This window comes from Microbacterium neungamense (genome assembly GCF_024971095.1).
Classification (GTDB): domain Bacteria; phylum Actinomycetota; class Actinomycetes; order Actinomycetales; family Microbacteriaceae; genus Microbacterium; species Microbacterium neungamense.
Genome location: NZ_CP069717.1, coordinates 364,881 through 389,148 on the forward strand (window position 1 = coordinate 364,881; position 24,268 = coordinate 389,148).

A 24,268-nucleotide genomic window follows, 5' to 3' on the forward strand; every position below is an offset into this window, starting at 1 on the left:
CTCAACCAACGATCGGCCTTTCCACGGGCAGCGAATACAGCTGCGATCGGGACGTCGCGGCGACCGCCGCGGCGAGTGTCACTGTACCAACGCGCCCCATGAAGATGGTGGCCGCCAGCACGTAGGAGGCGGAGTCGGGCAGCTCGGCGGTGAGCCCCGAACTCAGCCCCACGGTCGCGAATGCGGAGATGACGTCGAAGAGCACGTCGATGATGTCGGCCTTCGTGATCTGGGCGATGATGATCGTCGAGACGGCGACGATCGTCGCACCCCACGCCACCACCGACAGCGCCACACGCTGCACGTCGCTCGGGATGCGGCGGCCGAACGCCTCGACCGACGGGCGCCCCTTCGCCTCCGACCACACCGCGAGTGCGAGCACGGCGAGCGTGGTGACCTTGATGCCGCCGGCGGTGGACGCCGAGCCGCCGCCGACGAACATGAGCATGCAGACCGCGAGCATCGTCGACCCGTTCAGGTCGGCCATGTCGATCACGTTGAATCCGCCGGAGCGGGTCATCGACGACAGGAACAGCGCCTGCACCGTCGTGTCGACCGCGTCCATCGAGCCGAACGTGCGCATGTTGTCGTACTCGAGCACGAGGATCACCGCCGCCCCGGCGAAGAACAGCAGCACCGTGGTGATCAGCGTGAGCTTGGTGTGCAGCGACCACCGCTTGACGTGCCAGGTGTGCTTGGCGAGCGCGTAGATCACCGGGAAGCCGATGCTGCCGAGGAACACGCTGATCATCAGCACGGTGAGCACGAAGTAGTCGTCGGCGAAGATCGTCACGCCGCCGGCGTTCGGGGTGAAGCCGGTGTTCGTGAACGACATCGCCGCGTAGTACGGCGCCTCCCACAGCGCCACGAGCGGGTCGATGCCCGCCATCACCAGACCCGGATAGAGCAGCAGCGCCACCACGGTCTCGATGAGCAGGGTCGAGAACGCGACCGTGGTGAGCAGCTGACCCACCTCGCCGAGGCGCACGGTCTGGCTCTCGTTGACCGGCCCGCCGTGCGCGCGCAGCGGGTTCGTGTCGCCGGCGGCGAGAAGCTTGGCGCGCAGTCCCAGGCGGCGCGAGATCACCATGCCGAGCAGGGACGCCAGCGTGAGCACGCCCATGCCGCCGATGTTCACGCCGATGAAGATCACGACGTTCCCGAACGGCGACCAGTGCGTGGCCATGTCCACCGTGGTCAGGCCGGTGACGCAGATGGTCGACATCGCCGTGAACAGCGCGTCGCTGAGGGGCGTCACGGTGCGGTCGGCGGAGGAGATCGGCAGTGACAGGATGCCGGTGAACAGCAGGATCAGGGCGGCGAACACCACGATCGCGAGGCGTGATGGCGAGGAGGTGATCAGGCGCTTGAAGAACCCGCCGACCCGAAGCAGTCCACGGCGGGGAGCGGCGGCGAGGATGCCCGACATCGCCCTCCCTCGCAGTCCCGCGGCCGCCGGCGTTCGGCGACGCTCCGTCATGGTACTCCGCTCGCGCGGCGACTACCCTGATGTCATGACCGACATCTTCGACGTGATCGCGGACGGCACGCGGCGGGACATCCTGCAGTTCCTCCTGCGCCGGGGCAACGAAGGAGCCGCCGGCACGAGCGTCACCGAGATCGTCAGCGAGCTCGGGATCAGCCAGCCCACGGTCTCGAAGCACCTGAAGGTGCTCCGCGAGGCGTCGCTGGTCACGGTCCGCGAAGACGGTCAGCGCCGCTACTACAGCCTCGCCGTGGCGCCCCTGGAAGAGGTCGACGACTGGCTGTTCCCGTTCCTTGTCGACGCGTTCGGCGACGAGGACGAGGGCGCCGAGCACCCGCACATCCCGCTGCCCGACGGCGCGGCGCACGCGGCCGAGGTCGTCGGCCGCGCCGCGGCATCCGCGAAGCACGTCGTCGCGACCGCCCTCAAGCGCCTCGGCGCCTGAGACCCGATCCGGGCGGGCGAGGCCCGCGCTCAGCCGTCGCGGTGCGGACGATCAGGATGCCGAGCACGATGCCGGATGCCCGACGGCCCGGCCGCGGTGCGCATCGCGGGCGGGGGAACCGGACATGGCATCCCGCATCCGCTCCTCCCGCCCGCGCCGCGAACCCGCTCCCGCCCGGCCCGGCTCAGTGGTGCCCGCACCACTGAGCCGATTCCGCCCGGCCCGGCTCAGCGGCGCGCGGAGCGGCGCCGGAACAGCACGGATCCCCACAGGACGGCGACGGCGAGGATGCCGACGCACCAGCACACCGCCCACAGCGGCGCCGTCCCCGGGTCTCTGCCGAGCAGCAGCGCACGGATGCTGTCGATGATCGGGGTCAGCGGCTGGTGCTCCGCGACCGGGCGCAGCCACTCCGGCATGGTGTCGACGGGCACGAAGCCGCTGGACAGGTACGGCAGGAACAGCAGGATGAAGCCGTAGCCGGCTGCCGCCTCGGCGCTGCCGGCCGCCATGCCGATCGCCGCGAACAGGTACGTCAGCGCGAGGATGTAGAGGGCGATCAGGCCCGCTGCCGCCAGCCACGCGCCGACGCCGGCGGACGGGCGGAAGCCGACCAGCAGGGCGACGCCGACGACCAGCGCGGTCGCGCACAGGCTGCGGACCAGGCTCGCACCGACGTGACCGGTGAGCACCGCGCTCGGACGCAGCGGCATGGTGCGGAAGCGGTCCACGATGCCGGAGGCCATGTCGCCGGCGACATAGAGGGCGGTGGAGGAGGCGCCGAAGCCGGCGCAGGTGAGGATGATGCCGGGCACCACGTAGTCGACGTAGCCCCCGGTCGGGTCGATCGCCCCGCCGAAGATCCAGGTGAACATGAGCATCAGCATCACCGGTAGCATCACGGCCATCAGCAGCGATTCGCCGTCGCGGAACGAATGGCGCAGGTTCCGCCCGAGGAAGACGGATTCGGCGGTGAGCCCCCGCAGGCGCGGGCGGACGAGGGTCGGGTCGGTCATGCGAGCTCCTTCGCGTGGGTTGCGTATGCGGTGGCGGGTGCGGCGGATGCGGCGGAGGCGGGCGCCGGGCCGGAGGTGAGGGCGAGGAAGACGTCGTCGAGGGTCGGCCGGTGCAGGCGCACCTCGCCCGCACCGGGCGCGTCCGCACCGGCTGCGTCGATCTCGTCGAGCGCGCGACGGATGCCGGCGAGACTGCCGTCGGTCGGGATGCTGCGTCGCACGCCGCCCGCCTCGTCGACCAGCTGCACCGCCGTCCCGCCGATGCGATCCTTCAGCGCGGCGGCGGTGCCTTCGGCGACCACCCGGCCGCCGTCCAGCACCGCGATCCGGTCCGCGAGCTCGTCGGCCTCCTCGAGGTACTGGGTGGTGAGGAACACCGTGGTGCCGGATGACGCCAGTCCGCGGATCACGTCCCACAGGGCTCGGCGGCTGCGGGTGTCGAGCCCCGTGGTCGGTTCATCCAGGAACAGCACCTCGGGCGCGGTGACGAAGCTGAGCGCGAGGTCGAGCCGGCGGCGCATGCCCCCGGAGAACGTGCCGACCCGGCGGGCGGCGGCGTCGGCGAGGTCGAAGCGCTCGAGCAGCTGGTCCGCACGTTCGGCGGCGGCACGGCGGCCGAGACCCGCCAGGCGTCCGAACATCACGAGGTTCTCGGCGCCGGTGAGCACATCGTCCACCGCGGCGGACTGACCGGTGAGGCTGATCCGGCGCCGCACCTCCTCCGGCGCGCCGGCGACGTCGTGACCGGCCACGCGGGCGCGGCCGCCGTCGGGCGGACCAGCGTGGTGAGGATGCCGATCGTCGTGGTCTTCCCGGCGCCGTTGGCGCCGAGCAGGGCGAAGATGCGGCCTTCCTCGACGGCGAGATCGAGACCGTCGAGCACGGGGCGGCCGCGGTAGCTCTTGCAGAGCCCGCGGACGTCGATGGCGAGAGGCATCCGTGATCCTTTCTGTATACGTTGTCGCTCTACCGTTACGTCAGCGCCAAGGACGACCTGCTGCTGCTGATGCAGGAGCAGGCGATCGGGCTGCCGCCCGAGCCGGAGCCGGATGCCGACTGGCGTGCACGGCTGGTGCAGCTGTTCACGGCGCAGGTGGCCATGTTCGTCGCGCATCCGTGGGTGCTCTCCCTGCCGATCCAGGGCACGCCGGTCACCCCGAACAGCTCGGCGTGGCTGGACGCCGCACTGGAGGCGCTGGCGCCGACCGCGCTCAGCGAGCAGGAGCAGGTGGCTGTCGCGCTGCTGATCGCCGGACAGGCCCGGTTCTGCGGCATGGTGCTGGCCGGCTACTCCGACCGCGTCCGGCGCAGCGGGCAGCATCCGGATGCCATCACCGCCGAGGAGGCCGGGCTCTACGACGCCCTCATCTCCGCCGAGGAGTTCCCGGCCCTGCGCCGGGCCGTCGACGCCGGCGTGTTCGCGTCGGATGCGGATCCGTTCCGCTTCGGCCTGGAGCGGTGTCTGGACGGTGTGGCCGCGTACGTCGCGGAGCTCGACGGCGGAGCTCCGCATGCAGAGCCGGCCGAGTGGGCGGCGACCGAGGACCTCGCCCTGCTCGCCGACAAGCGCTACCGCGAAGCGCAGAAGGCGGTGCGGGAGGCGCAGAAGGCCCTGCGGGACGCGCGCAGGCTCGAGCGTCAGGCCCGCAGGGAGGCCGGGGAGCGCCTGGCGCGAGGACGGCGCGAGGCCTGAACATCCGCGGCGCTGTGAGTCACAGCGCTCACACACGCCACAGAGATTTACACGTGTCGCACGCAACCCCTAGAGTGTGCATCAGCAGAAAGGGGGACGGGGGATGCCCGATGTCCAAGACGTCCGATTCCTGACGGTGGCCGAGGTCGCCGAGCTGATGCGCGTGTCCAAGATGACCGTGTACCGTCTGGTGCACTCCGGGGAGCTGCCGGCCATTCGATTCGGGCGCAGCTATCGCGTGCCGGAGTCCGCCGTGGCGGAGGCCCTGCAGCGGCCGATCGCCGACGCCGGCTGACGGGCGGCCGCGCGGTCGCACGCAGAGCCGCTCGCGCGCTGAGCCGACTCCGTGCCCTTCGTCGCCCCGTGACGGTCGCGCCTCGGCGGTTTGCTAGACTCGTCCGAGGCATTTTTCCTGCCCGTACCCGGGTGCCCGTTCCGGTGGCACCCAGCCCCTGACGTAGTGAGGTTTCCGTGGGTTCTGTCATCAAGAAGCGCCGCAAGCGCATGGCGAAGAAGAAGCACCGCAAGCTGCTTCGCAAGACTCGCCACCAGCGCCGCAACAAGAAGTAAGCGGCACGACACCGAGCGCCCCCGACTGCGGTCGACGGGGCGCTTCGTGTCTGCGCCGCAGGAGGAATGACATGAAGTCGATCACCGTCGCCCAGCTCGCGCAGCGCCAGGGCGTTCCGCTCATCGACGTGCGCGAGCGCGACGAGTTCGCGGCGGGGCACGTCCCCGGCGCGGTGAACCTCCCGATGTCCGAGCTCGGTGACCGGCTCGGCGAGCTTCCCGCGGAGGCGTTCGATGTGATCTGCCAGGTCGGCGGGCGCTCGGCCCGTGTCGCCGAGGCGCTCGAAGCGCGCGGCTACGACGTCACCAACGTCGAGGGCGGCACCGCGGAATGGGTCGCCCAGGGGCATCCGGTGGAGCGTCCGTGACGACGCTGACGATCATCGGCAAGCCGGACTGCCACCTGTGCGAGGTCGCCGGCGAGGTCGTCGACGCGGTGGTCGCCGAGCTGCCGGACGCCGCTGCCGAGCGGATCGAGGTCGTCGAGGCGTCCATCGCCGACGATCCCGCCCTGCACGAGCTGTGGTGGGAGAAGATCCCGGTGATCCTCATCGACGGCAGGCTGCACGCGCACTGGCGCGTCGCCCCCGAGCGGCTCCGCGCCGCTCTCGAGGAGTCCCTGCGCACGGATGCTGCGCGCCCCGCCGTCGCGGACGAGGAGAAGGAGCCGGCATGACCATCCGCCATCTCGTGATGTGGAAGCTCGCCGCCGAGGACGCCGCCGTGCGCGCCGAGCAGGCCGCCGAGGTCGCCCGCCGGCTGAACGCCCTGGACGGGGTCGTCCCGCAGCTGCGGTCGGTGTCGGCCGGCGCGAACGTCGCCCACCCGGACGTGAACTGGGACGTCGCGCTCGTCGCCGACGTCGACTCGCTCGACGACCTCGCCGCGTACCAGGTGCATCCCGCGCACGAGGAGGTCGCGATCTACATCCGCTCGGTGGTGGCCTCCCGCGTCGCCGTCGATTTCGAGATCTGAGCCGTTCACGCACTTGCAACGAAACCGTGACCGGTCTGAGACCGCCTCGGTTCGTCGCGACAGCGGGTCCCGTGTCAGGATGAGTTCCTGAATCGACCCGGGGCCGCCCGTACCCCGTCAGAACCTGGAGTGAAAATGCAACGTCGCAACTTCTTCCCCCTCGCCGCTGTCGCGGCCGCTGCCACGCTCGCCCTGGCCGGATGCTCCGGCGGCGACACGTCCGGCGGCGACGCCGGAGACGAGTACGGGCTGGTCACGCCGGGCACGCTCACCGCGTGCTCCGACATCCCGTACCCGCCGTTCGAGTTCGAGGGCGGCGACAACGGCACGGGCTACACCGGCTTCGACATCGACCTCCTCGACGCGATCGCCGAGAAGCTCGACCTCGAGCTCGCGGTTCAGGACGTCGGCTTCGAGGCGCTGCAGTCCGGCACCACCCTGCAGTCCGGCACCTGCGACATCGGCGCGTCGGCCATGACGATCACCGACGAGCGCAAGGAGAACCTGGACTTCTCCGACCCGTACTACGACTCGCTGCAGTCGCTGCTCGTCCGCGCCGACTCCGGCATCGAGAGCATCGAGGACCTGGCCGGCAAGAACGTCGGCGTGCAGCAGGGCACGACCGGTGAGGCCTACGCGCAGGAGCACGCCCCGGACGCGCAGCTGGTGCAGTACCCGTCCGACGGCGAGCTGTGGCCGGCGCTGCAGGCCGGGCAGATCGACGCGATCCTGCAGGACCAGCCGGTGAACCTCGAGCACGAGAAGGCCGACTCCGCCTACACGATCGTCGAGACGTACGAGACCGGCGAGTCCTACGGCTTCGCCTTCGCCAAGGGCGAGAAGGACGCCCTGCTCGAGGCGGTGAACGAGGCGCTCGCAGAGCTCCGCGAGAGCGGCGAGTACGAGAAGATCTACAACGAGTACTTCACCGCGAAGTGAGCCGGAGACACGCAGAGCGGTCGGAAGGACCTTCACCATGGCGCTGAGGCGCAGCACCAAAACCAAGCTCTACCGGTACACCGTCTACGCGCTGCTGATCGCGCTCCTGGTCTGGATCGTGTTCAGCACCAACTGGGCGAGGATCGGGCCGCTGTTCTTCAACCCGGCGGTGGCGGCGAAGCTGTTCCCCGGGATCATCACCACCGCGCTCGTGAACACGCTGTGGTTCACGGCGGTCGCCTTCCTCGGCGGCCTGCTGCTGGGCATCGTGCTGGCCCTGCTGAAGATGTCGAGCATCGGGCCGTTCCGGTGGATCGCGACGGCCTGGATCGAGCTGTTCCGCGGTCTTCCTGCGGTGCTCACGATCTTCGGCGTGGCCTTCATCGTGCCGATCGCCACCGGCGTCCGCGGGCAGGCGCTCGGCGGTCCGGTGGTGCTCGGGCTGATCGGTCTCATCCTCGTCGCATCCGCGTACATGGCGGAGACGATCCGCGCCGGCCTTCAGGCCGTGCCGAAGGGGCAGACCGAGGCGGCGCGTTCGCTCGGCATGTCGCCGATGAAGACGACCTTCTGGATCGTGGTGCCGCAGGGGTTCCGGATCATCATCCCGCCGCTCACGAACGAGTTCGTGCTGCTGCTGAAGGACACGTCGCTGCTGTTCGTCGCGGGAACCTTCATCTGGTCGAAGGAGCTCACGACGTTCGCCCGCGACGCGACGACGCAGAACACGAACGCGACGCCGCTGATCATGGCGGCGATCCTGTACCTGATCGTGACGATCCCGCTCACGCGCTACACCGCGTGGCTGGAGCGTCGGATGGCGAGGCAGCGATGATCACCGATCTGATCGATGTCCATGCCCCGGCCATCGAGGTCCGGGGTCTGGTGAAGACGTACGGCGACAACGAGGTGCTCAAGGGCATCGACCTCACCGTCACCGCCGGCGAGGTGGTCTGCATCATCGGCCCGTCGGGCTCGGGGAAGTCGACGCTGCTGCGGTCGGTGAACCTGCTCGAGGAGCCGACGGACGGGAAGATCCTCATCGAGGGGATCGACATCACCGACCCGGAGACCGACATCGACCGGGTGCGCACGCGCATCGGCATGGTGTTCCAGAGCTTCAACCTGTTCCCGCACATGAGCGTGCTGGGCAACCTCACCATCGCGCAGCGCCGGGTCAAGAAGCGCTCCAAGGAGGAGTCCGAGCGGATCGCGCACGAGATGCTGGCACGGGTCGGCATGGCGCACAAGGCGGATGCCTATCCGGGGCACCTGTCCGGAGGTCAGCAGCAGCGCGTGGCGATCGCGCGGGCGCTGTGCATGAACCCCGACATGATGCTGTTCGACGAGCCGACCTCGGCGCTGGACCCGGAGCTGGTGGGCGAGGTGCTGCAGGTGATGCGGAAGCTCGCCGACGAGGGGATGACCATGCTGGTCGTCACGCACGAGATGGGCTTCGCCCGCGAAGTCGGGTCGCGCCTGATCTTCATGGACGGCGGGCACATCCTCGAGCAGGGCGACCCGCGCGAGGTGCTCGCCAACCCGCAGCACCAGCGCACGCAGGACTTCCTGTCCCGCGTGCTCTGACCCCGACACCCGCTTCATCACCGAGACCCCGTGCTGCCGACGCCGGCAGTACGGGGTCTCGGCATCTGCCCGGGGTCGCGCCATGGGGTGGGGCACAGGATCGTCGTCGTCGCGGATCGCACGTCGGCGTCTGGCATCCTTGAGGGGATGGACATCGGCGCGCTCCTCGGTCTGGAACAGCTCACCTGGGGAACGCTCATCCTCATCGTCCTTGCCGCGTTCGCGGCCGGATGGATCGACGCCGTGGTCGGCGGCGGCGGCCTGCTGCAGCTGCCCGCCCTGCTCCTCATCCCGGGCATCGCGCCCGTGCAGGCGCTGGCCACCAACAAGCTCGCCTCGGTGTTCGGCACCGCGACCAGCAGCATCACCTACTACCGCCGTGCCAAGCCCGACATCCGTACCGCGCTGCCGATGGCGGGAATCGCGCTCGCCGGGTCCTTCGGCGGGGCGGCCGTGGCCACGCTGCTGCCCGCCGCCGCGTTCAAGCCGATCATCGTCGTCGCGCTCCTGGCCGTCGCCCTGTTCACCGCCTTCCGGCCCGAGATGGGAGCGGCCACGCGGCTGCGCTTCTCCGGGCGCCGGCACCACATCATGGCCGGGGCGGCCGGGCTCGTGATCGGCTTCTACGACGGGCTGATCGGACCGGGGACCGGCACGTTCCTGGTGATCGGCCTGGTGGCCCTGATGGGCTACGACTTTCTGCAGTCCAGCGCGAAGGCGAAGATCGTGAACTTCGCCACGAACACCGGGGCGCTGCTGCTGTTCATCCCGCACGGGGCGGTGCTCTGGCTGCTCGGCGGGATCCTCGCGGTGGCGAACGTCGCGGGCAGTTACCTGGGGTCGCGGATGGCGATCGCCCGGGGATCGACGTTCATCCGGGTGGTGTTCCTGGTGATCGTGATCGCCCTGATCGGCAAGCTCGGCGTCGACGTCTGGGCCGAGAACGTGGTGCCGCTGTTCTCCGGACCCTGAGCCCGTCGGACCCTTCGACGGGCTCAGGGTCCGACGGGCTCAAGTCCGACCGGTTCAGGGTCCGACGGGCTCAGGAGCCTTCGACGAGGTCAGGGGCCGGGGCGTCGACGCCCGCCTCGGCGCGCTGCTCCGGGGTGATCGGGGCGGGCGCCTCGGTGAGCGGGTCGAAGCCGCCGCCAGACTTCGGGAAGGCGATGACCTCGCGGATCGAGTCCGTCTTCGTGAGGTGCTGCAGCACGCGGTCCATGCCGAGCGCGATCCCGCCGTGCGGGGGAGCGCCGAACTTGAACGCCTCGAGCAGGAAGCCGAACTTCTCCTCGGCCTCCTCTTCGGTGATCCCCATCACGGTGAAGACGCGCTTCTGGATGTCCTCGCGGTGGATGCGGATGGATCCGCCGCCGAGCTCCGACCCGTTGCAGACCAGATCGTACGCGTAAGCCAGCGCCGAGCCCGGGTCGGTGTCGAAGGTGTCCTCGAACTCCGGCTTGGGGCCGGTGAACGCGTGATGCACCGCGGTCCACGCACCCGCGCCGACCGCGACGTCGCCGGAGGCCACGGCATCCGACGCCGGCTCGAACATCGGCGCGTCCACGATCCAGGTGAAGGCGAACACGTCCGGGTCGAGCAGGCCCAGCCGGCGTCCGATCTCCACGCGGGCGGCGCCCAGCAGGGCGCGGCTGGCCCTCGTCTCGCCGGCGGCGAAGAACGCGCAGTCTCCCGGCTCCGCGCCGACGAGCTCGGCGAGGCCGGCCTGCTCCGCCTCGGACAGGTTCTTGGCGACCGGCCCGCCCAGCGTGCCGTCCTCGTTGAACAGGACGTACGCGAGGCCGCGGGCGCCGCGCTGCTTCGCCCAGTCCTGCCAGGCGTCCAGGGTCTTTCGCGGCTGCGAGGCGCCGCCGGGCATCCGCACCGCTCCCACGTACTCCGACTGGAACACGCGGAACGGGGTGTCCTTGAAGTACTCGGTCGCCTCGACCAGCTCGAGGCCGAAGCGCAGGTCGGGCTTGTCGGAGCCGTACTTCGCCATGGCGTCGGCGTAGGTCATCCGCGGCAGCGGGGTGTCCACCTCGACGCCGATCGTCGCCCACATCGCCGTGACGACGTCCTCCATCATCTCGATGACGTCCTCCTGGTCCACGAAGCTCATCTCGATGTCGAGCTGGGTGAACTCGGGCTGACGGTCGGCGCGGAAGTCCTCGTCGCGGTAGCAGCGCGCGATCTGGAAGTACTTCTCGATGCCGCCCACCATCAGCAGCTGCTTGAACAGCTGCGGCGACTGCGGTAGCGCGTACCAGCTGCCGGGATGCAGGCGGGCAGGCACCAGGAAGTCACGGGCGCCCTCCGGCGTGGAGCGGGTGAGCGTCGGGGTCTCCACCTCGACGAAGTCGCGGGCATGCAGCACGTCGCGGATCGCCTTGTACACCTGCGAGCGCAGCCGCATGGCCGCCGCGGGACCGGGGCGGCGCAGGTCGAGGTAGCGGTGCTTCAGGCGCGCCTCCTCGCCGACCGGGTCGCTGTCGGCGAGTCCCGAGGAGACCGGGAACGGCAGCGGAGCCGACTCGTTCAGCACCTCGACGTCGGCCGCGATGAGCTCGATCTCCCCGGTGGGCAGGTTCGGGTTCTCGTTGCCCGCGGGGCGGCGGGAGACCTCGCCGGTGACCTTGAGCACGAACTCGCTGCGCAGCGGGTGGGCCACCTCCTCGTCACGGATGACGACCTGCGCGATGCCCGACGCGTCCCGCAGGTCGATGAACGCGACGCCCCCGTGATCGCGGCGGCGGTCGACCCAGCCCGTGAGGGTGACGGTCTGACCGATGTGCGAGGCATCGAGCGAGCCTGCCGTGTGTGTGCGGAGCACGGAGGATTCCTTCTGATCGGGGGAAAGACGGACCCGGCCATTCTACGGGCGCACCTGCGGCGCCTCCGCCGCCGTCCTCGCGGCCCTCAGTAGACTCGCGATGGCCGCCCACAGACACGATCCCGGAAGGCATCCCGATGAACACCGCACTCGTCCCCTCCGCGACCAACGGACTCGAAGACCTCTACCGGGGCCTCTTCACCGGCACCAGCGGTGTGATCGCCTTCCTCTTCTACGTGGTCGTCGCCATCGCGCTGTGGAAGGTGTTCACGAAGGCCGGGTACCCGGGCATCCTCGCGATCATCCCGATCGTGAACGTCGTCTTCCTGGTCAAGGTGGCCGGCATGACCGGGTGGGCCGCGCTGCTGTACCTCATCCCGATCATCAACATCGTGTTCTCGATCGTGGTCGCCTTCAAGCTCGGCGCCCGCTTCGGCAAGGGCGGCGTGTTCTCGTTCTTCCTGCTCTGGCTGCTGCCGTTCATCGGATACCTGATCCTCGGCTTCGGCGACGCCCGCTACCGTCAGGCCTGAGCGTGCCGGCATCCCGCCTGCATCTGGTCCGCCACGGCGAGGTGCACAACCCCGACCGGGTGCTCTACGGCCGCCTGCCGGACTACCACCTCAGCGCCGCCGGGCAGCTGATGGCGAAGGCCGCGGCGGAGTACGTGCTCGGGCTCGGCCGGCCGATCGCCGAGCTGCGCACCTCCCCGCTGGAGCGCACCCGCGAATCGGTGCAGCCGTTCATGGATGCGCTGCACATGGAGGCGGTGCTCGACCCGCGTCTGCTTGAGCCCACGAACGTGTTCGAGGGCACGCGGATGCGGCGCGCGCTGCGCGATCCGCGGAACTGGCGCCACCTGCGGCGCCCGTCGATCCCCAGCTGGGGCGAGCCGTACGCGTCGATCGTGGCGCGGATGCGGGCGGTGATGGACGAGCGGTGGGATGCCGTGCCCTCGGGCGATCTGGTCTTCGTGTCCCACCAGGCGCCGATCTGGATCACCCACCTGGCGGTCGCCGGTCTGCCGCTGCGGCACGACCCCCGCACCCGGCGCTGCGCGCTCTCCAGCGTCACCTCGTTCGTGCGCGACGACGACGGCTGGCACGAGGTCGGCTACGCGGAGCCCGCCGCCGGGGGCGTCGACCTCGGCGCGGTGTGACGATCGCCGCCCGGTGGATGCCGGATCCGCTGCATCGGCCGGGCGGCATCTTCCGGCGGACGCATAGGAACCCGGACGTACACTGGCAACCGTGCCTCTCGCGTCGACGGTTCGCCCTGTCCGCAGCGGGCGCCCCCGACGCCGCATCCGCTCTCTGCGTGCGGCCGGAGCCGCGCTCGCCGCGGTGCTCGCCGTCGGCCTCGCCGCCTGCGCACCCGACCCGCTCACCGAGTCGTACCGCAACGGCGAGCAGAAGGCGTACACGGCCGACGACTTCCGGGTGACGGAGATCCCCGCCGACGAGCGCGGCGAGCCGGTCGAGTTCGGCGGCGTCACCGAGGACGGCGCGCAGTTCTCCAGCGACGACGTCCGCGGCAAGGTGACCGTGGTCAACTTCTGGTACGCGGCGTGCGGACCGTGCCGCATCGAGGCGGAGGACCTCGAGGCGGTCTGGCAGGAGCACCAGGACGACGAGGTCGCCTTCATCGGCGTGAACATCTACGACCAGGCCGACACCGCCAAGGCGTTCGCCGAGCGCTACGGGGTCACCTATCCCAGCCTGATCGACGCGAACAGCGGCGAGGCCAAGCTCGCCTTCGCGAAGGTCACCCCCATCCAGGCGCCTCCGGTCACCCTGGTGCTCGACCGCGACGGCCGCGTCGCCGCGCGCATCATCGGCCCGATCGACGGGACGTCGATCCTCTCCACGCTCGTCCGGGACGCGCTCGCGGAGAGCGCGTGAGCCCCCAGGACGTCATCGGCTTCGGGGCTCTCTGGGTCGCGATCCCGCTGGCGATGCTGGCGGGCCTGGTCTCCTTCCTGTCCCCGTGCGTGCTGCCCCTCGTGCCGGGGTACCTCGGCTTCATCGGGGGAGCGGTGGCGCCGAAGGCGGGCGCTTCGACGGGCTCAGCGTCCGGAACGGCGGGCGCTTCGGCGGGCTCAGCGCCCGTGGCCACGGCGACCCGCGGCCGACTGGTGCTCGGGGTGCTGCTGTTCATCGCCGGGTTCACCGTGGTGTTCGTGGCGTACACGGTGATCGGCGGCGCGGCATCCGTCTTCTTCCTCGAATGGGGCGACCTGATCACCCGCGTCCTCGGTCTCGTCATCATCGCGATGGGGCTCGTGTTCCTGGGCCTGTTCGGCTTCGCGCAGCGCGAGATGCGGATGCACGTGAACTCGGCCACCGGCCTGATCGGCGCGCCCCTGCTCGGATTCGCCCTCGGCATCGGCTGGGCGCCGTGCATCGGCCCGACCCTGGCCGCGATCACGGCGGTGAGCTGGACGCTCGGCGACCCGTGGCGCGCCGGTCTGCTCGGCGTGGCGTACTCGCTCGGGCTCGGCATCCCGTTCCTGCTCGTCGCGCTCGGCTTCGGCTGGGCCTCGCGCGCGATCGCGTTCCTGCGCCGGCACATCCGGGTGGTGAACATCGTCGGCGGGGCGCTGCTGATCCTGCTCGGCGTGCTCATGGTCACGGGCCTGTGGACGCAGCTCATGTCGACGGTGGGGGCGGTGATGCAGAGTGTCGAACTCCCGCTCTGATCTCTCGGCGACCGACCCGCTCCGCCCCTCCGACCACGTCGACGCGGCCGACGACCTCGAGCCGAACCAGCCGAAGCTCGGGTTCGCCGGGTGGCTGCGCTGGGGCTGGCGACAGCTGACCTCGATGCGGGTGGCGCTGATCCTGCTGCTCGTGCTCGCCATCGCGGCGATCCCGGGCTCGATCTTCCCGCAGCGGATGGCGGACCCGAACGGCGTCACCCAGTTCAAGGCCGACAACCCCGACCTGTTCCCGGCGCTCGACGCGCTGAGCATGTTCGACGTGTACCTGTCGCCGTGGTTCTCGGCGGTGTACCTGCTGCTGTTCGTGTCGCTGATCGGCTGCATCGTCCCGCGGATCCGGCACCACCTGAAGGCGCTGCGCGCCCAGCCGCCGCGGACGCCGGCCCGGCTGTCGCGGCTGGAGGACCACCGCGAGCTGGTGCGGCCGCTGACGGACGCTGCTTCGACGGATGCTGCGGCCGAAGCCGCGCAGGCCGTCGACGTCGCGGAGAAGCAGCTCAAGGCGCTCGGCTACCGGGTCGCCCGCTACGACCGCGGCCGCACCTGGTCGGTGTCGGCCGAGCGCGGCTACTGGCGCGAGACCGGCAACCTCCTCTTCCACATCGCGCTCGTCGGCGTGCTCGTCACCGTCGGCGTCGGCGGGGGCTTCGCCTACACCGGGCAGAAGGTCGTGGTCGAGGGCTCGACCTTCGTGAACACGCTGATCGACTACAACTCGATCAACCGGGGCCGCTTCGTCTCCGACACGGCCCTGGCCCCCTACGCGCTCACCCTGGACTCCTTCGACGTCACCTACGAGGACATCGGCAGCGCCGGCGCCGGGCAGGCCGGGAACTTCTCCGCGAACGTCACCGTCCGCGACGTCGACGGCTCCGAGTGGGAGGGCGCCGTGCGGGTGAACCACCCGCTGCGCGTCGGCGGCGACCAGATCTACCTGCTCGGCAACGGCTACGCCCCGACCATCACGGTGCGCAACCCCGACGGCGAGGTCGTCTTCCGGCAGCCGGTGGAGTTCCTGCCGCAGGACAACAACATGACCTCGCTCGGCGTGGTGAAGATCACCGACGGGATGCCGGAGCAGCTCGGCCTCACCGGCTTCTTCTACCCGACGGCGGCGCAGCTGGAATCCGGCGCCTACACCTCCGCCTACGGCGACCTGTACGGCCCGCTGCTCACCCTGGACGTGTACGAGGGCGACCTCGGGATCGACGACGGCACGCCCCGGTCGGTCTACGTGCTCGACACCGGATCGCTGACGAAGCTCACCGGCCGTGGCACCGAGGTGGACTCCCTCGAACTGGAGCCGGGGGAGACCGCAGAGCTGCCGGGCGGCCGCGGCACGGTCACCTTCGAGGACGAGTCGCCCGAGGGCGCCACCGATCTGCGGCAGTCCGTGAAGCGCTACGTGTCGCTGCAGATCCACCACGACGCCTCCGCCCCGTGGGTGCTCGGCTTCGCGCTGCTCGCGCTCGCCGGGCTGGGGCTGGCGCTGTTCGTGCCCCGTCGCCGGATGTGGGTGAAGGCCACGGCATCCGACGACGGCATCCGCCTGGAGTACGCCGGCCTCGCGCGCGGCGAGGACCCGACCCTGGCCGCCGCCGTGGACGATCTCGTCCGCGGGCACGAGCGGCTGCTCGACGGGGTGGCGCCGCGCCGCGACACCCCCGCGAAGGGAGCATGACATGCCCGAACTCGACTCTCTCTCCGTCCTGCTGCTGTGGACGGCGATCGCGATCTACGCCGCCGCGTTCGTCGCCTTCGCCTTCGACCTGGCCTCTCGCTCCGCCGCGCAGACCGCGCGCGCGGACGCGCTCGTGGGCGCCGGGGTCGCCGCGGGTGCGACGGCCGCGAGCGGTGGCGCGGAGGCCGGTGGCGACGCCCCGGCATCCGGAGACCAGCCCAGGCCGCGCCTCGTGATGGCGCGCATCGGCACCTCGCTCACCGTGCTCGGGTTCCTGTTCCACCTGGGAGCGACCGTGACCCGCGGGATCGCGGCCGGCCGGGTGCCGTGGGCGAACCTGTACGAGTTCGCGATGATCGGCACGCTGCTGGTCGTCGCGGTGTTCCTCGCCGTGCTGACCCGCCTCGACCTGCGCTACCTCGGCACCTTCATCGTCGGGCTCATCGTCGTGCTGCTGGGCCTGTCGTCCACCAACTTCTACGTGCCGATCGTGCCGCTGATGGACCCGCTGAAGTCGGTGTGGCTGATCATCCACGTCTTCGTCGCCTCGCTGTCGACGGCGCTGCTCGCCCTGGCGTTCGCGCTGTCGGTGATGCAGCTCATGCAGACCCGGCGCGAGCGGCTGATCGCCGAGGGCGCCGCGAAGACCGGGCCCGGATTCCTGCGGACGATCCCGGATGCCGCCCGGCTGGAGAACCTCGCCTACCGGTTCACCGTGGTCGGGTTCATCTTCTGGACCTTCACCCTCATCGCCGGCGCGATCTGGGCGCAGGACGCGTGGGGCCGGTACTGGGGCTTCGACGTCAAGGAGACCTGGACGTTCATCATCTGGGTGCTCTACGCCGGCTACATCCACGCGCGCGCCACGCGCGGCTGGCGCGGCACCCCGTCGGCCTGGCTGTCGATCACCGGATTCGCGGCCGTGCTGTTCAACTTCACGATCGTCAACGTCTTCTTCAAGGGCCTGCACGCGTACTCCGGCCTGAGCTGACCCCCACCGCGCGGCGCGCACGACCGCCACGGCTGTCTCCGGGGAACAGGAGATTCCTCCGGCGCGCGCGACGGATGCCGCCCGGCGGTCACGCCGCGGCGAGCACCGCCCGGACCGACGTGGTCCGCCGCCGCGCCACCGCGACCGTCGTGACCCCCAGCGACAGCACCGTCCAGACCACCAGCCCGGCGACGGCGGCGCCGCTCGGCGCGATCAGTCCGCTGAGCGCCGGGGCGGTCGGCATCGCCGCGCCGAGACCGGCCAGCCAGCCCGGCACCGTGGAGATGACACCCGTCGCGAGCGCCAACACGCCGACCAGGGCGCTCACCCAGCGACCGGCGCCGCCCAGTGCCGCGACGAGCGTCTGGTTCACCGCGGCGAAGGCGATCCCGGCCAGGGCGGCGACGCCGGCGAAGCCCCACCATGCGGCCGCGTCGTAGCCGGCGACGAGCTGCACCACCAGCGCGACGAGAAGCCCCTGCCCGGCACCGAGCACCGCGCCCGGCCAGAACGCCCGGACCGCGAGACCGGCCGCCGACCTCCGGGATGTGAGCACCGACCCCGGCATCGCGCGGCGCGTGAGGAACGTGGCCAGCGCGCCGAACCAGAGCACGACGGCGGCCAGCAGCGGGATGGCGGTGGGCCCGAAGAGGGTCGCCGGCCCGGCATCCGCCGCCACGGGATCCGCGATGACCGACGCGAGCGAGGTGGACTCCTCGTCGCTGAACGACGGCAGCGAGGTGGCCGCCGTGTCGAGGCCGGAGGCGAGCTCGTCCGCGCCCGTCGCGAGGCCGTCGAGGCCGTCGGCGAGAGCGGATGCCCCGTCGCCGAGCTCGGCGGCGCCGTCCGCGAGACGGCCCGCCCCGCCGGACAGCTCGCGCGCACCGGTGGCGGACTGGTCCACGCCGTCGGCCAGCTGTCCGAGCCCGGCGCCGAGCTGATGCGCGGCGTCCGCGGCCGTCCGCATCTGCCCGGCGATCCGACCCGGCGCGGCCTGGTCGAACCGGGTCAGGCCGTCCGACGTGCCTGCGGCGGCCTGTGCCGCCAGATCTGCGCCGGCGCGAAGGTCGGGCAGTCCCTGCTGCAGCCCCCCGAGGCCTGCGCAGACCTGGTCGCCAGTGGGGTCGACACCGGGCGTGCGGGTCTGGCAGAGCGCCACCAGCCCGTCGACGCCGGTGGCCAGCTCTCCCACGCCGGACGCCACGCCGCTCGTGGCGTCCGCCGCTCCGCGGGCGGCGGCGAACAGCTCCTCGGGCACCAGCCCGTCCTGCTCCAGGGTGGCGGCCCCGCCGCTCAGTCCGTCGCCGAGCGCGCCGGCTCCGCCGGAGGCCTCGCGCGCCTTGCCCGCGATCGTGTCCAGCCCGCCGGCGAGCTGTCCGCCGCCGTCGCGGAGCGAAGCGGCGCCCTCGGCGAGCTGCGCCGCGCCGTCGGGGATCTCACCCGCCCCGGCCGCGGCCTCATCCGCGCCGTCCGCGAGCCGGGCGGCGCCGTCCGCCGCCGCGCCGATCTGATCGCCGATCGTCGCGAAGCCGACGAGCACGTTGTCGACGGTCGCCTCCGACACGGCGGTGCCCAGAGCGGATGCCGCCGCCGACGCGATCTGCTGCGTGATGAGGTCGTCCGCCACGCGTCCGTCCGGCGGCGTGGTCACCGTGATCTCCGCGCGCTCGGCGTCGTCGGCGTCGCCGCCGGTGAGCGCCGTGCCGGCCGAGGTCGCGGCGGCGGAGAAGTCCGCCGGGATCGTCACGATCGCCTGGTAGGTGCCGTCGGCGAGCCCCTCGCGGGCGTCGTCCTCGTTCGAGATCACCCAGGTGAGGTTGGAGTCGAGCTCGTCGGCGCCCTCGACCAGCCCGGCGGCGAGCTGCCGGCCGAGCGGAGTGTACTGTCCGTCGATCGTGACCGGCTCGTCCAGGTTGACGACGGCCGCGGTCATCGCGTCCAGCCGCTGGGTCGGGTTCTGCAGCGCCGCGACCAGGATGCCGCCGATCACCGCGGGCAGGAGCAGTACGCCCAGGATCGACAGCAGGCGGCGCGATCGGCGGGGTTCGATGGGGAGGGTCATGCGTTCACCTCGGCGGGTTCGGCGGGGAGGGTGGCGGGGGAGTCGTCGGGCTGAGATCCCGGGTCGGCGTCGACACCCCGGGCTGCGGGCGTCGATTCAGCGGGGTATGGACGGGAGGGCGGGGCGTCGGCGAGGTCGAGGACGGATGCCGCGTACCCGGCATCCGTGAGCACCGCCTCCGCGGCGCCCGCGTCCGCGGCCGTCGCGAACACCGCGACGGGGGCGTCGCCGCGCCGCTCCCTGTCGTTGCGGAGCCGCGCGAGGACCGCCTCGCGTCCCGGTCCGGACAGCCGGTCGACGCCGTCGATCACGACGAGCTGCGGAGCGCCGCGCAGAGCCTCGGCGAGCTCCGCGTCCAGGCCGTCCGCGGACACGGCTTCCGCCCGCACCACCCCGACGTGTCCTCGCACCCACGCGGCACGACCGGGCAGCAGGTGCCCGGCGACGCGCAGGCGCCCGGCATCCGGGGTCAGACGGCCGGCGATCGCGAGGGCCAGGGCGCGGAGCGCGCCCGACGCCGCCCCGGTGGCGATCACCGCCGCACCGGGCGCCACCCGCAGCCGGAGGTCGTGGATGCCGGCATCCGTCAGTGCCAGCCCGTCGGCCGCGACGACGCTTCCGTCACCAGGCCACTCGGCCAGTGCCCGCTCCCGCTCGACCGCTTCACCCTCGATATCGACGTGCGGCAGCTTCCGCTCCAGCCCGCGGGGGATCCGCCACGCGCGCTCGCCGAGGATCGCCATCACGGCCGGGATCAGCGTCATCCGCACCAGGAACGCGTCGATCGCGATGCCCGCCGCCAGCCCCAGCGCGATCGGCTTGAGCGAGGAGTCGCCCTCCGGCACGAACGCGACGAACACCGCGAACATGATCAGCGCGGCGGCCGTCACCACGCGCGCGGTGCCGGCGAAACCGGTGCGCACCGCGCGGACCGCGGCCTCCCGGCCGGATGCCGGGTCGTGGACGTAGTCCTCCCGCATCCGCGAGACGAGGAAGACCTGGTAGTCCATCGCCAGGCCGAACAGCACCCCCATCAGCACGATCGGCATGAAGCTGATCACCGGGCCGGTGCGGGCGACGTGCAGGGCGTCCGCGAACCATCCCCACTCGAAGACCGCGGCGACCACGCCGAAGGCGGCGACGATCGACAGCAGGTAGCCGACCGCAGCGGTCACCGGCACCCAGACCGAGCGGAACACGATCGTGAGCAGGATCAGCGACAGGCCGATCACGAAGATCCCGAACGGCAGCAGCGCGGCGCCGAGACGGTCGGAGATGTCGATCGCGACCGCGGTGAAGCCGGTCACGCGGAGGTCGATGCCGTACTCCTCCTGCCACTCGTCGTGGTGGGCGCGCAGCTCGCGGACCAGGTCCGCGGTGGCGGGGTCGTCCGGCGCGGTCTCCGGGATGATCTGCACGATCCCGGTGTCGGCGGCCTCGTTCGGCGTGGCCAGGGCGACCTCCCGGACGCCCGGGAGCGCCTCCACCTCCTCGCCGAGGTCCTGCATCAGGGCGAGCGGGTCGGTCGAGGTGACGATGGTGCCGGTGAGGATGAGCGGTCCGTTGAAGCCGGGACCGAAGTGCTCGGCGGTGAGGTCGTAACCCTGCCGCGCCTCGCTGCCCTTCGGCAGCACGCCGGCGTTCGGCAGAGCGAGGTCGAGGCTGAGCGCCGGGATCGCGGTGACGCCGAGGCCGAGCACGACGGCGACGGTCGCCAGCACCGGGCGCCGCGTGACGCCGTCGACCCAGCGCCGCGCGAACCCCGGTCGCCGAGCCGGCGCGGTGCGTCGAGACCCCGTGCTGTCGCCGACACCCCGTGGTGCGGGCGTCGCTGAGACGGGGTCTCGGTGAGGGCTCGGGGTCTCGGCGCGGGAGGGGAGGCGGACGCGACCCGCGACCCGGCCCTTCACGAACCCGAGCAGCGCGGGGGTGAGCGTCACGGCGACCGCCACCGCGATCGCCACGGCCACGGAGGCGGCGATGCCCATCGTGGTCAGGAACGGGATGCCGGCGAAGCCGAGCCCGATCAGCGCGATCAGCACGGTGACCCCGGCGAACACGACCGCCGACCCGGCGGTGCCGACCGCACGGGCGGCGGACTCCTCGGGGTCGACGCCGTCGCGCACCTGATCCTGGTGGCGGGCGACGATGAAGAGCGCGTAGTCGATACCCACCGCGAGGCCGAGCATGAGGGCGAGCAGCGGCGTGGTGGATGACACGGTGGCGACGGCCGTGGCGGCGAAGATCCCGGCCATCGAGATCCCGACGCCGAGCACCGCCGTGAGCAGCGGCAGCCCCGCCACGACGAAGGAGCGGAAGGTGACGATCAGCACGAGCAGCGCGATCGCGAGGCCCACCGCCTCGGTGGGGGTCACCGTCGGGATCGACATCGCGAACAGGTCGCCGCCCAGCGCGGTCTGCGCGCCCTCGGGGAGCGCCGCGGCGAGGTCGTCCACGGTGTCCTGCAGCTGCTCCTTCACCGCGTCCGGCACGTCGCTGGCCTGCCCGTCGAACTGCATCTGGACGATGGCGGCGGTGGCGTCATCGTTCACCATCCCGTCCACGCTCTCGTCGAACGGGGAGGTCACCGCGAGCACGCCGTCGAGTCGGCCGAGCGCGTCCACGGCGTCCTCGATCTCGTCGCGGTAGGCGGCGTCGGAGACCTCCGCGCCGGAGGCGGCCACGACGATGAACTGCGCGCTGGTCCCGCTCACCTGCGGGAAGGTGCGCGACAGCTGCTCGAGCCCGGCTTCGGACTCGGTGCCGGGGATCGAGAAGGTGTTGTCCGTGCCGGTGCCGAGCAGCACGGCCCCGCTGCCGGCGATCCCGAGCACGAGCAGCCAGGAGACGAGCACGCGCCACGGATGCCGGAAGGACCAGCGCCCGAGCGACGAGAGCAGAGTGGACACGCGGCCTCCCCATTTGGATACACAGATGTATCGGATACGTAGATGTATCGTAATCGGACGGCACCGCACGGATGCTGTGTGCTTGGTGGGAACCGGCGGTCACCGCATCCGCACGGACAGTACGGCGGGCACCCGATCGGGTCGGGAGGAGCGGCCCGGCATCCGATCTGGAAGAGTGGAGGAGGAGGCTTCGATGACGACACCCGCGACCCGGCGCCGGGAGAACACGCGCACGCGGCTGCTGGACGCCGCCGCGCAGGTGTTCGCCGAGCTCGGCCTGGAGGGGGCGACCGTCGAGGCGGTGTGCGAGCGGGCCGGCTTCACGCGCGGCGCGTTCTACTCCAACTTCGACTCCAAGGACGAGCTGTTCCTCATGCTGGCCGCGCGGGTCGGCTCGGCACGCGTGGCCGCGGTGCGCGAGCGGGTGCATCAGATGGTCGGCGACGGCGCCCTCGAGGACTGCGATCCGGTCGACCTCGTGCAGCAGGTGATGGACTCGGCGGGGGACGACCGACTGGGCGTCCTGCTGATGAGCGAGATCCGCATCCGGGCGCTCCGCGACCCCGCGTTCGGGGCCGCGTATCTCGCCCAGGAGCGTGAGATGGTGGCGAGCATCGCCGAGATCATCTCCGACATCGTCGCCTCGGGGCAGCTCTCCCTGCGCCTGGACCCGGAGACCGCCGCGCGCACGCTCATGATCGTGTGGGAGGGGATGACCGTGCGCGGCGCGATGGCGGGGATGGATGCCGACGCGCTGCGGCGCTCCGGCAGCGAGGAGCTCGGCCGGATGGTCGAGCTCATGGTCGCCGAGGGCCCGGCGACGTCCCGCCCGTAGTCTCAGCCGGCCGCGGTGAGCGCGGCGTGGCAGCGGCGCAGGCGGCCCAGCCACCAGTCCCGGCGGTCGTCCGTCGCGGCCAGGCGGTCGAGCGCCGCGGCATCCGGGACCACCCGCTGCACGGGGATCGCGCCGGCGACCGCGTGCGCATCGGCGACATCGTCCGCGAAGAGGGAGGCCGTGCCGAGCCCACAGTCGTACTCGAGCTCGGGCAGTGCGGCGGCCAGGGCCGCACCCTGCGCCAGGCCGACCGCGGTGTCCAGCGCGCTGGAGACGACCGCCGGCAGACCCGCGGCGGAGACGATCTCCAGGGCCCGGCGGGCGCCGCCCAGCGGCTGCGCCTTGACGACGAGCAGGTCGGCGGCATCCGCATCCGCCACCGCGAGCGGGTCGGTCGCCTTGCGCACGCTCTCGTCGGCGGCGACCGGGATGCCCATGTAGCGGATGCGGGCGCGCAGCTCGGCGAGTTCGGGCACCGTCGCGCACGGCTGCTCCAGGTATTCCAGGTCGAACTCGGCGAGGGCGTGCGTGGCGTGCTCGGCCTCGTCGACGTTCCACGCGCCGTTCGCGTCGAGGCGGATGCGGCCCTCCGGGCCCATCGCGGCGCGCACGGCGCGCACCCGGGTGATGTCGTCGGCGAGCGTCTGGCCGCGCTCGGCGACCTTGACCTTGGCGGTGCGGCATCCCTCGAAGCGGGCGAGCACCTCGGGTACGCGCGACGCGTCGACGGCCGGGACCGTGGCGTTCACCGGGATGCGGTCGCGCAGCGGCGCCGGCTGCGGGTTCCAGGCGAAGTCGATCGCCGCCGCCAGCCAGGTCGCCGCCTCGGCGTCCTCGTACTCGGGGAACGGCGAGAACTCCGCCCAGCCCTGCGGGCCCTCGAACAGCAGCGCCTCGCGGACGTCGACGCCGCGGAACCGGGTGTGCAGCGGGAGCGCGACGACGTGCGCCGTGGCGAGGAGGTCGGCGAGCGGGGGCGTCATGCGTCCATCATGCCCCGCCGTGTGCGCTCCCCCGGGAGCCAGCCGCGTCTGGAGTCCTGCGCGTCGCCCGACCGGGCCCGCCGATACCCCGGTCGCATGCGTCGTTGACAATAGTGTGTGACGCACACTATAGTGACGAACATGGAAGAGGCGGATTTCGACGGACACCTGCAGGAGCTGCGGCGGGGCACGATCGTGCTGGCCAGCCTCCAGCTGCTGCGCGAGCCGGGGTACGGCTACGGGCTGCTGGAGCAGCTCAGCGCGGCGGGTTTCCCCACCGACGCGAACACGCTCTACCCGCTGCTGCGCCGGCTCGAGAAGCAGGGGTACCTCGACAGCGCCTGGAACACGGACGAGGCGAGACCCCGCAAGTTCTACCGCACCTCGGCGTCCGGAATCCGCCTCGCCGAGACCCTGACCCGGGAGCTTGCGGCCATCGCATCGGCATCCGCCGCGCTCGCCGAGACGACCCGCCGCCGGGGTGCCGACAACACCGGTGCCGACGCGATCGGCGCCGAGAAGACCCGCGCCGAGAAGGAGAAGTGAT

At 71.6% G+C, this 24,268-nt stretch carries 25 protein-coding genes and 1 pseudogene; 19 read left to right on the forward strand and 7 right to left on the reverse strand.

The annotated features are described in order from the left end of the window. Window position 1: 1 nt before the first annotated feature. The gene (locus JSY13_RS01765) at window positions 2–1,429 is read right to left on the reverse strand and encodes a TrkH family potassium uptake protein (protein WP_259607298.1); all 1,428 of its coding nucleotides are present in this window, start codon (window positions 1,427–1,429) and stop codon (window positions 2–4) included. Window positions 1,430–1,514: 85 nt separating this feature from the next. On the opposite strand from JSY13_RS01765, the gene JSY13_RS01770 reads away from it, so the two are divergent. Further along, window positions 1,515–1,931 (forward strand): ArsR/SmtB family transcription factor, encoded by a 417-nt coding sequence (locus JSY13_RS01770; RefSeq protein ID WP_259607299.1) that lies wholly within the window; start codon window positions 1,515–1,517, stop codon window positions 1,929–1,931. 227 nt (window positions 1,932–2,158) lie between these two features. Here JSY13_RS01770 and JSY13_RS01775 read toward each other — a convergent pair whose 3' ends face one another. Together JSY13_RS01775 and JSY13_RS01780 are read right to left on the reverse strand one after the other, a co-directional pair. Next, window positions 2,159–2,947 carry an ABC transporter permease gene (locus JSY13_RS01775; RefSeq protein WP_259607300.1) on the reverse strand — a complete coding sequence of 263 codons (789 nt, stop codon included), beginning with the start codon at window positions 2,945–2,947 and terminating at the stop codon, window positions 2,159–2,161. Beyond that, window positions 2,944–3,884, reverse strand: a pseudogene (locus JSY13_RS01780) (ATP-binding cassette domain-containing protein). The gene JSY13_RS01775 and the pseudogene JSY13_RS01780 overlap by 4 nt, the downstream one beginning before the upstream one ends. Before the next feature lie 21 nt (window positions 3,885–3,905). On the opposite strand from JSY13_RS01780, the gene JSY13_RS01785 reads away from it, so the two are divergent. The 10 genes from JSY13_RS01785 (at window position 3,906) to JSY13_RS01830 (ending at window position 9,683) form a co-directional block, all read left to right on the forward strand. Beyond that, the gene (locus JSY13_RS01785) at window positions 3,906–4,640 is read left to right on the forward strand and encodes a TetR/AcrR family transcriptional regulator C-terminal domain-containing protein (RefSeq protein WP_259607301.1); all 735 of its coding nucleotides are present in this window, start codon (window positions 3,906–3,908) and stop codon (window positions 4,638–4,640) included. A 103-nt stretch (window positions 4,641–4,743) separates the two neighbouring features. Continuing rightward, on the forward strand, window positions 4,744–4,935 hold the full coding sequence (locus JSY13_RS01790) for a helix-turn-helix domain-containing protein (RefSeq protein ID WP_259607302.1): 192 nt from the start codon (window positions 4,744–4,746) through the stop codon (window positions 4,933–4,935). Window positions 4,936–5,111: 176 nt separating this feature from the next. Further along, complete coding sequence (locus JSY13_RS01795) at window positions 5,112–5,210, forward strand: 30S ribosomal protein bS22 (RefSeq protein WP_003792170.1); 99 nt, start codon at window positions 5,112–5,114, stop codon at window positions 5,208–5,210. 71 nt (window positions 5,211–5,281) lie between these two features. Continuing rightward, complete coding sequence (locus tag JSY13_RS01800; RefSeq protein ID WP_259607303.1) at window positions 5,282–5,578, forward strand: rhodanese-like domain-containing protein; 297 nt, start codon at window positions 5,282–5,284, stop codon at window positions 5,576–5,578. Beyond that, window positions 5,575–5,886: a glutaredoxin family protein gene (locus JSY13_RS01805; RefSeq protein ID WP_259607304.1), complete on the forward strand. Its 312-nt coding sequence runs from the start codon at window positions 5,575–5,577 to the stop codon at window positions 5,884–5,886. The genes JSY13_RS01800 and JSY13_RS01805 overlap by 4 nt, the downstream gene beginning before the upstream one ends. Next, complete coding sequence (locus JSY13_RS01810) at window positions 5,883–6,185, forward strand: Dabb family protein (RefSeq protein WP_259607305.1); 303 nt, start codon at window positions 5,883–5,885, stop codon at window positions 6,183–6,185. The genes JSY13_RS01805 and JSY13_RS01810 overlap by 4 nt, the downstream gene beginning before the upstream one ends. 135 nt (window positions 6,186–6,320) lie before the next feature. Beyond that, window positions 6,321–7,124, forward strand: coding sequence for a basic amino acid ABC transporter substrate-binding protein (locus JSY13_RS01815; protein WP_259607306.1), 804 nt, complete (start codon window positions 6,321–6,323; stop codon window positions 7,122–7,124). Window positions 7,125–7,161: 37 nt separating this feature from the next. Beyond that, window positions 7,162–7,959 (forward strand): amino acid ABC transporter permease, encoded by a 798-nt coding sequence (locus tag JSY13_RS01820; RefSeq protein ID WP_259607307.1) that lies wholly within the window; start codon window positions 7,162–7,164, stop codon window positions 7,957–7,959. After that, the gene (locus JSY13_RS01825; protein ID WP_259607308.1) at window positions 7,956–8,711 is read left to right on the forward strand and encodes an amino acid ABC transporter ATP-binding protein; all 756 of its coding nucleotides are present in this window, start codon (window positions 7,956–7,958) and stop codon (window positions 8,709–8,711) included. Before JSY13_RS01820 ends, JSY13_RS01825 begins: the two co-directional genes overlap by 4 nt. 147 nt (window positions 8,712–8,858) lie before the next feature. Further along, window positions 8,859–9,683: a sulfite exporter TauE/SafE family protein gene (locus JSY13_RS01830; protein ID WP_259607309.1), complete on the forward strand. Its 825-nt coding sequence runs from the start codon at window positions 8,859–8,861 to the stop codon at window positions 9,681–9,683. 70 nt (window positions 9,684–9,753) lie between these two features. Here the strand turns inward: JSY13_RS01830 and aspS are convergent, their stop codons facing one another. Further along, a complete protein-coding gene (gene aspS / locus JSY13_RS01835) occupies window positions 9,754–11,541 on the reverse strand; it encodes an aspartate--tRNA ligase (protein ID WP_259607310.1) in 1,788 nt (595 codons plus the stop codon). Between the two features lie 137 nt (window positions 11,542–11,678). On the opposite strand from aspS, the gene JSY13_RS01840 reads away from it, so the two are divergent. From JSY13_RS01840 to ccsB, 6 genes are all read left to right on the forward strand, one after another. Further along, window positions 11,679–12,074, forward strand: a complete 396-nt coding sequence (locus tag JSY13_RS01840) for a DUF5684 domain-containing protein (RefSeq protein WP_259607311.1) — start codon at window positions 11,679–11,681, stop codon at window positions 12,072–12,074. A gap of 2 nt (window positions 12,075–12,076) precedes the next feature. Next, window positions 12,077–12,700, forward strand: coding sequence for a histidine phosphatase family protein (locus JSY13_RS01845; protein ID WP_259607312.1), 624 nt, complete (start codon window positions 12,077–12,079; stop codon window positions 12,698–12,700). A gap of 91 nt (window positions 12,701–12,791) precedes the next feature. Continuing rightward, window positions 12,792–13,442, forward strand: a complete 651-nt coding sequence (locus JSY13_RS01850; RefSeq protein ID WP_259607313.1) for a TlpA family protein disulfide reductase — start codon at window positions 12,792–12,794, stop codon at window positions 13,440–13,442. Then, entirely contained in the window at window positions 13,439–14,239 is an 801-nt protein-coding gene (locus tag JSY13_RS01855; RefSeq protein ID WP_259607314.1) for a cytochrome c biogenesis CcdA family protein, read from the forward strand. The genes JSY13_RS01850 and JSY13_RS01855 overlap by 4 nt, the downstream gene beginning before the upstream one ends. After that, a complete protein-coding gene (gene resB / locus JSY13_RS01860) occupies window positions 14,220–15,941 on the forward strand; it encodes a cytochrome c biogenesis protein ResB (RefSeq protein WP_259607315.1) in 1,722 nt (573 codons plus the stop codon). Before JSY13_RS01855 ends, resB begins: the two co-directional genes overlap by 20 nt. Window position 15,942: 1 nt before the next feature. Next, on the forward strand, window positions 15,943–16,932 hold the full coding sequence (gene ccsB, locus JSY13_RS01865) for a c-type cytochrome biogenesis protein CcsB (RefSeq protein ID WP_259607316.1): 990 nt from the start codon (window positions 15,943–15,945) through the stop codon (window positions 16,930–16,932). Window positions 16,933–17,020: 88 nt separating this feature from the next. Here ccsB and JSY13_RS01870 read toward each other — a convergent pair whose 3' ends face one another. Next, window positions 17,021–18,994, reverse strand: coding sequence for a YhgE/Pip domain-containing protein (locus JSY13_RS01870; RefSeq protein WP_259607317.1), 1,974 nt, complete (start codon window positions 18,992–18,994; stop codon window positions 17,021–17,023). After that, on the reverse strand, window positions 18,991–21,903 hold the full coding sequence (locus JSY13_RS01875) for an efflux RND transporter permease subunit (protein ID WP_259607318.1): 2,913 nt from the start codon (window positions 21,901–21,903) through the stop codon (window positions 18,991–18,993). The genes JSY13_RS01870 and JSY13_RS01875 overlap by 4 nt, the downstream gene beginning before the upstream one ends. A gap of 193 nt (window positions 21,904–22,096) precedes the next feature. On the opposite strand from JSY13_RS01875, the gene JSY13_RS01880 reads away from it, so the two are divergent. Further along, entirely contained in the window at window positions 22,097–22,738 is a 642-nt protein-coding gene (locus JSY13_RS01880) for a TetR/AcrR family transcriptional regulator (protein WP_259607319.1), read from the forward strand. Between the two features lie 2 nt (window positions 22,739–22,740). Here the strand turns inward: JSY13_RS01880 and JSY13_RS01885 are convergent, their stop codons facing one another. Beyond that, complete coding sequence (locus JSY13_RS01885) at window positions 22,741–23,721, reverse strand: o-succinylbenzoate synthase (RefSeq protein WP_259607320.1); 981 nt, start codon at window positions 23,719–23,721, stop codon at window positions 22,741–22,743. Between the two features lie 141 nt (window positions 23,722–23,862). On the opposite strand from JSY13_RS01885, the gene JSY13_RS01890 reads away from it, so the two are divergent. Beyond that, on the forward strand, window positions 23,863–24,267 hold the full coding sequence (locus tag JSY13_RS01890) for a PadR family transcriptional regulator (protein WP_259607321.1): 405 nt from the start codon (window positions 23,863–23,865) through the stop codon (window positions 24,265–24,267). The last annotated feature ends 1 nt before the right edge of the window (window position 24,268 follow it).

Coding starts and splice junctions, on each gene's coding strand:
- JSY13_RS01885 (WP_259607320.1), bottom strand. CDS start 23,721: ATGACGCCCCCGCTCGCCGACCTCCTCGCCACGGCGCACGTCGTCGCG.
- JSY13_RS01770 (WP_259607299.1), top strand. CDS start 1,515: ATGACCGACATCTTCGACGTGATCGCGGACGGCACGCGGCGGGACATC.
- JSY13_RS01825 (WP_259607308.1), top strand. CDS start 7,956: ATGATCACCGATCTGATCGATGTCCATGCCCCGGCCATCGAGGTCCGG.
- JSY13_RS01790 (WP_259607302.1), top strand. CDS start 4,744: ATGCCCGATGTCCAAGACGTCCGATTCCTGACGGTGGCCGAGGTCGCC.
- JSY13_RS01890 (WP_259607321.1), top strand. CDS start 23,863: ATGGAAGAGGCGGATTTCGACGGACACCTGCAGGAGCTGCGGCGGGGC.
- JSY13_RS01765 (WP_259607298.1), bottom strand. CDS start 1,429: ATGTCGGGCATCCTCGCCGCCGCTCCCCGCCGTGGACTGCTTCGGGTC.
- JSY13_RS01880 (WP_259607319.1), top strand. CDS start 22,097: ATGACGACACCCGCGACCCGGCGCCGGGAGAACACGCGCACGCGGCTG.
- JSY13_RS01800 (WP_259607303.1), top strand. CDS start 5,282: ATGAAGTCGATCACCGTCGCCCAGCTCGCGCAGCGCCAGGGCGTTCCG.
- JSY13_RS01810 (WP_259607305.1), top strand. CDS start 5,883: ATGACCATCCGCCATCTCGTGATGTGGAAGCTCGCCGCCGAGGACGCC.
- JSY13_RS01830 (WP_259607309.1), top strand. CDS start 8,859: ATGGACATCGGCGCGCTCCTCGGTCTGGAACAGCTCACCTGGGGAACG.
- JSY13_RS01870 (WP_259607317.1), bottom strand. CDS start 18,994: ATGACCCTCCCCATCGAACCCCGCCGATCGCGCCGCCTGCTGTCGATC.
- JSY13_RS01815 (WP_259607306.1), top strand. CDS start 6,321: ATGCAACGTCGCAACTTCTTCCCCCTCGCCGCTGTCGCGGCCGCTGCC.
- JSY13_RS01840 (WP_259607311.1), top strand. CDS start 11,679: ATGAACACCGCACTCGTCCCCTCCGCGACCAACGGACTCGAAGACCTC.
- JSY13_RS01820 (WP_259607307.1), top strand. CDS start 7,162: ATGGCGCTGAGGCGCAGCACCAAAACCAAGCTCTACCGGTACACCGTC.
- ccsB (WP_259607316.1), top strand. CDS start 15,943: ATGCCCGAACTCGACTCTCTCTCCGTCCTGCTGCTGTGGACGGCGATC.
- JSY13_RS01775 (WP_259607300.1), bottom strand. CDS start 2,947: ATGACCGACCCGACCCTCGTCCGCCCGCGCCTGCGGGGGCTCACCGCC.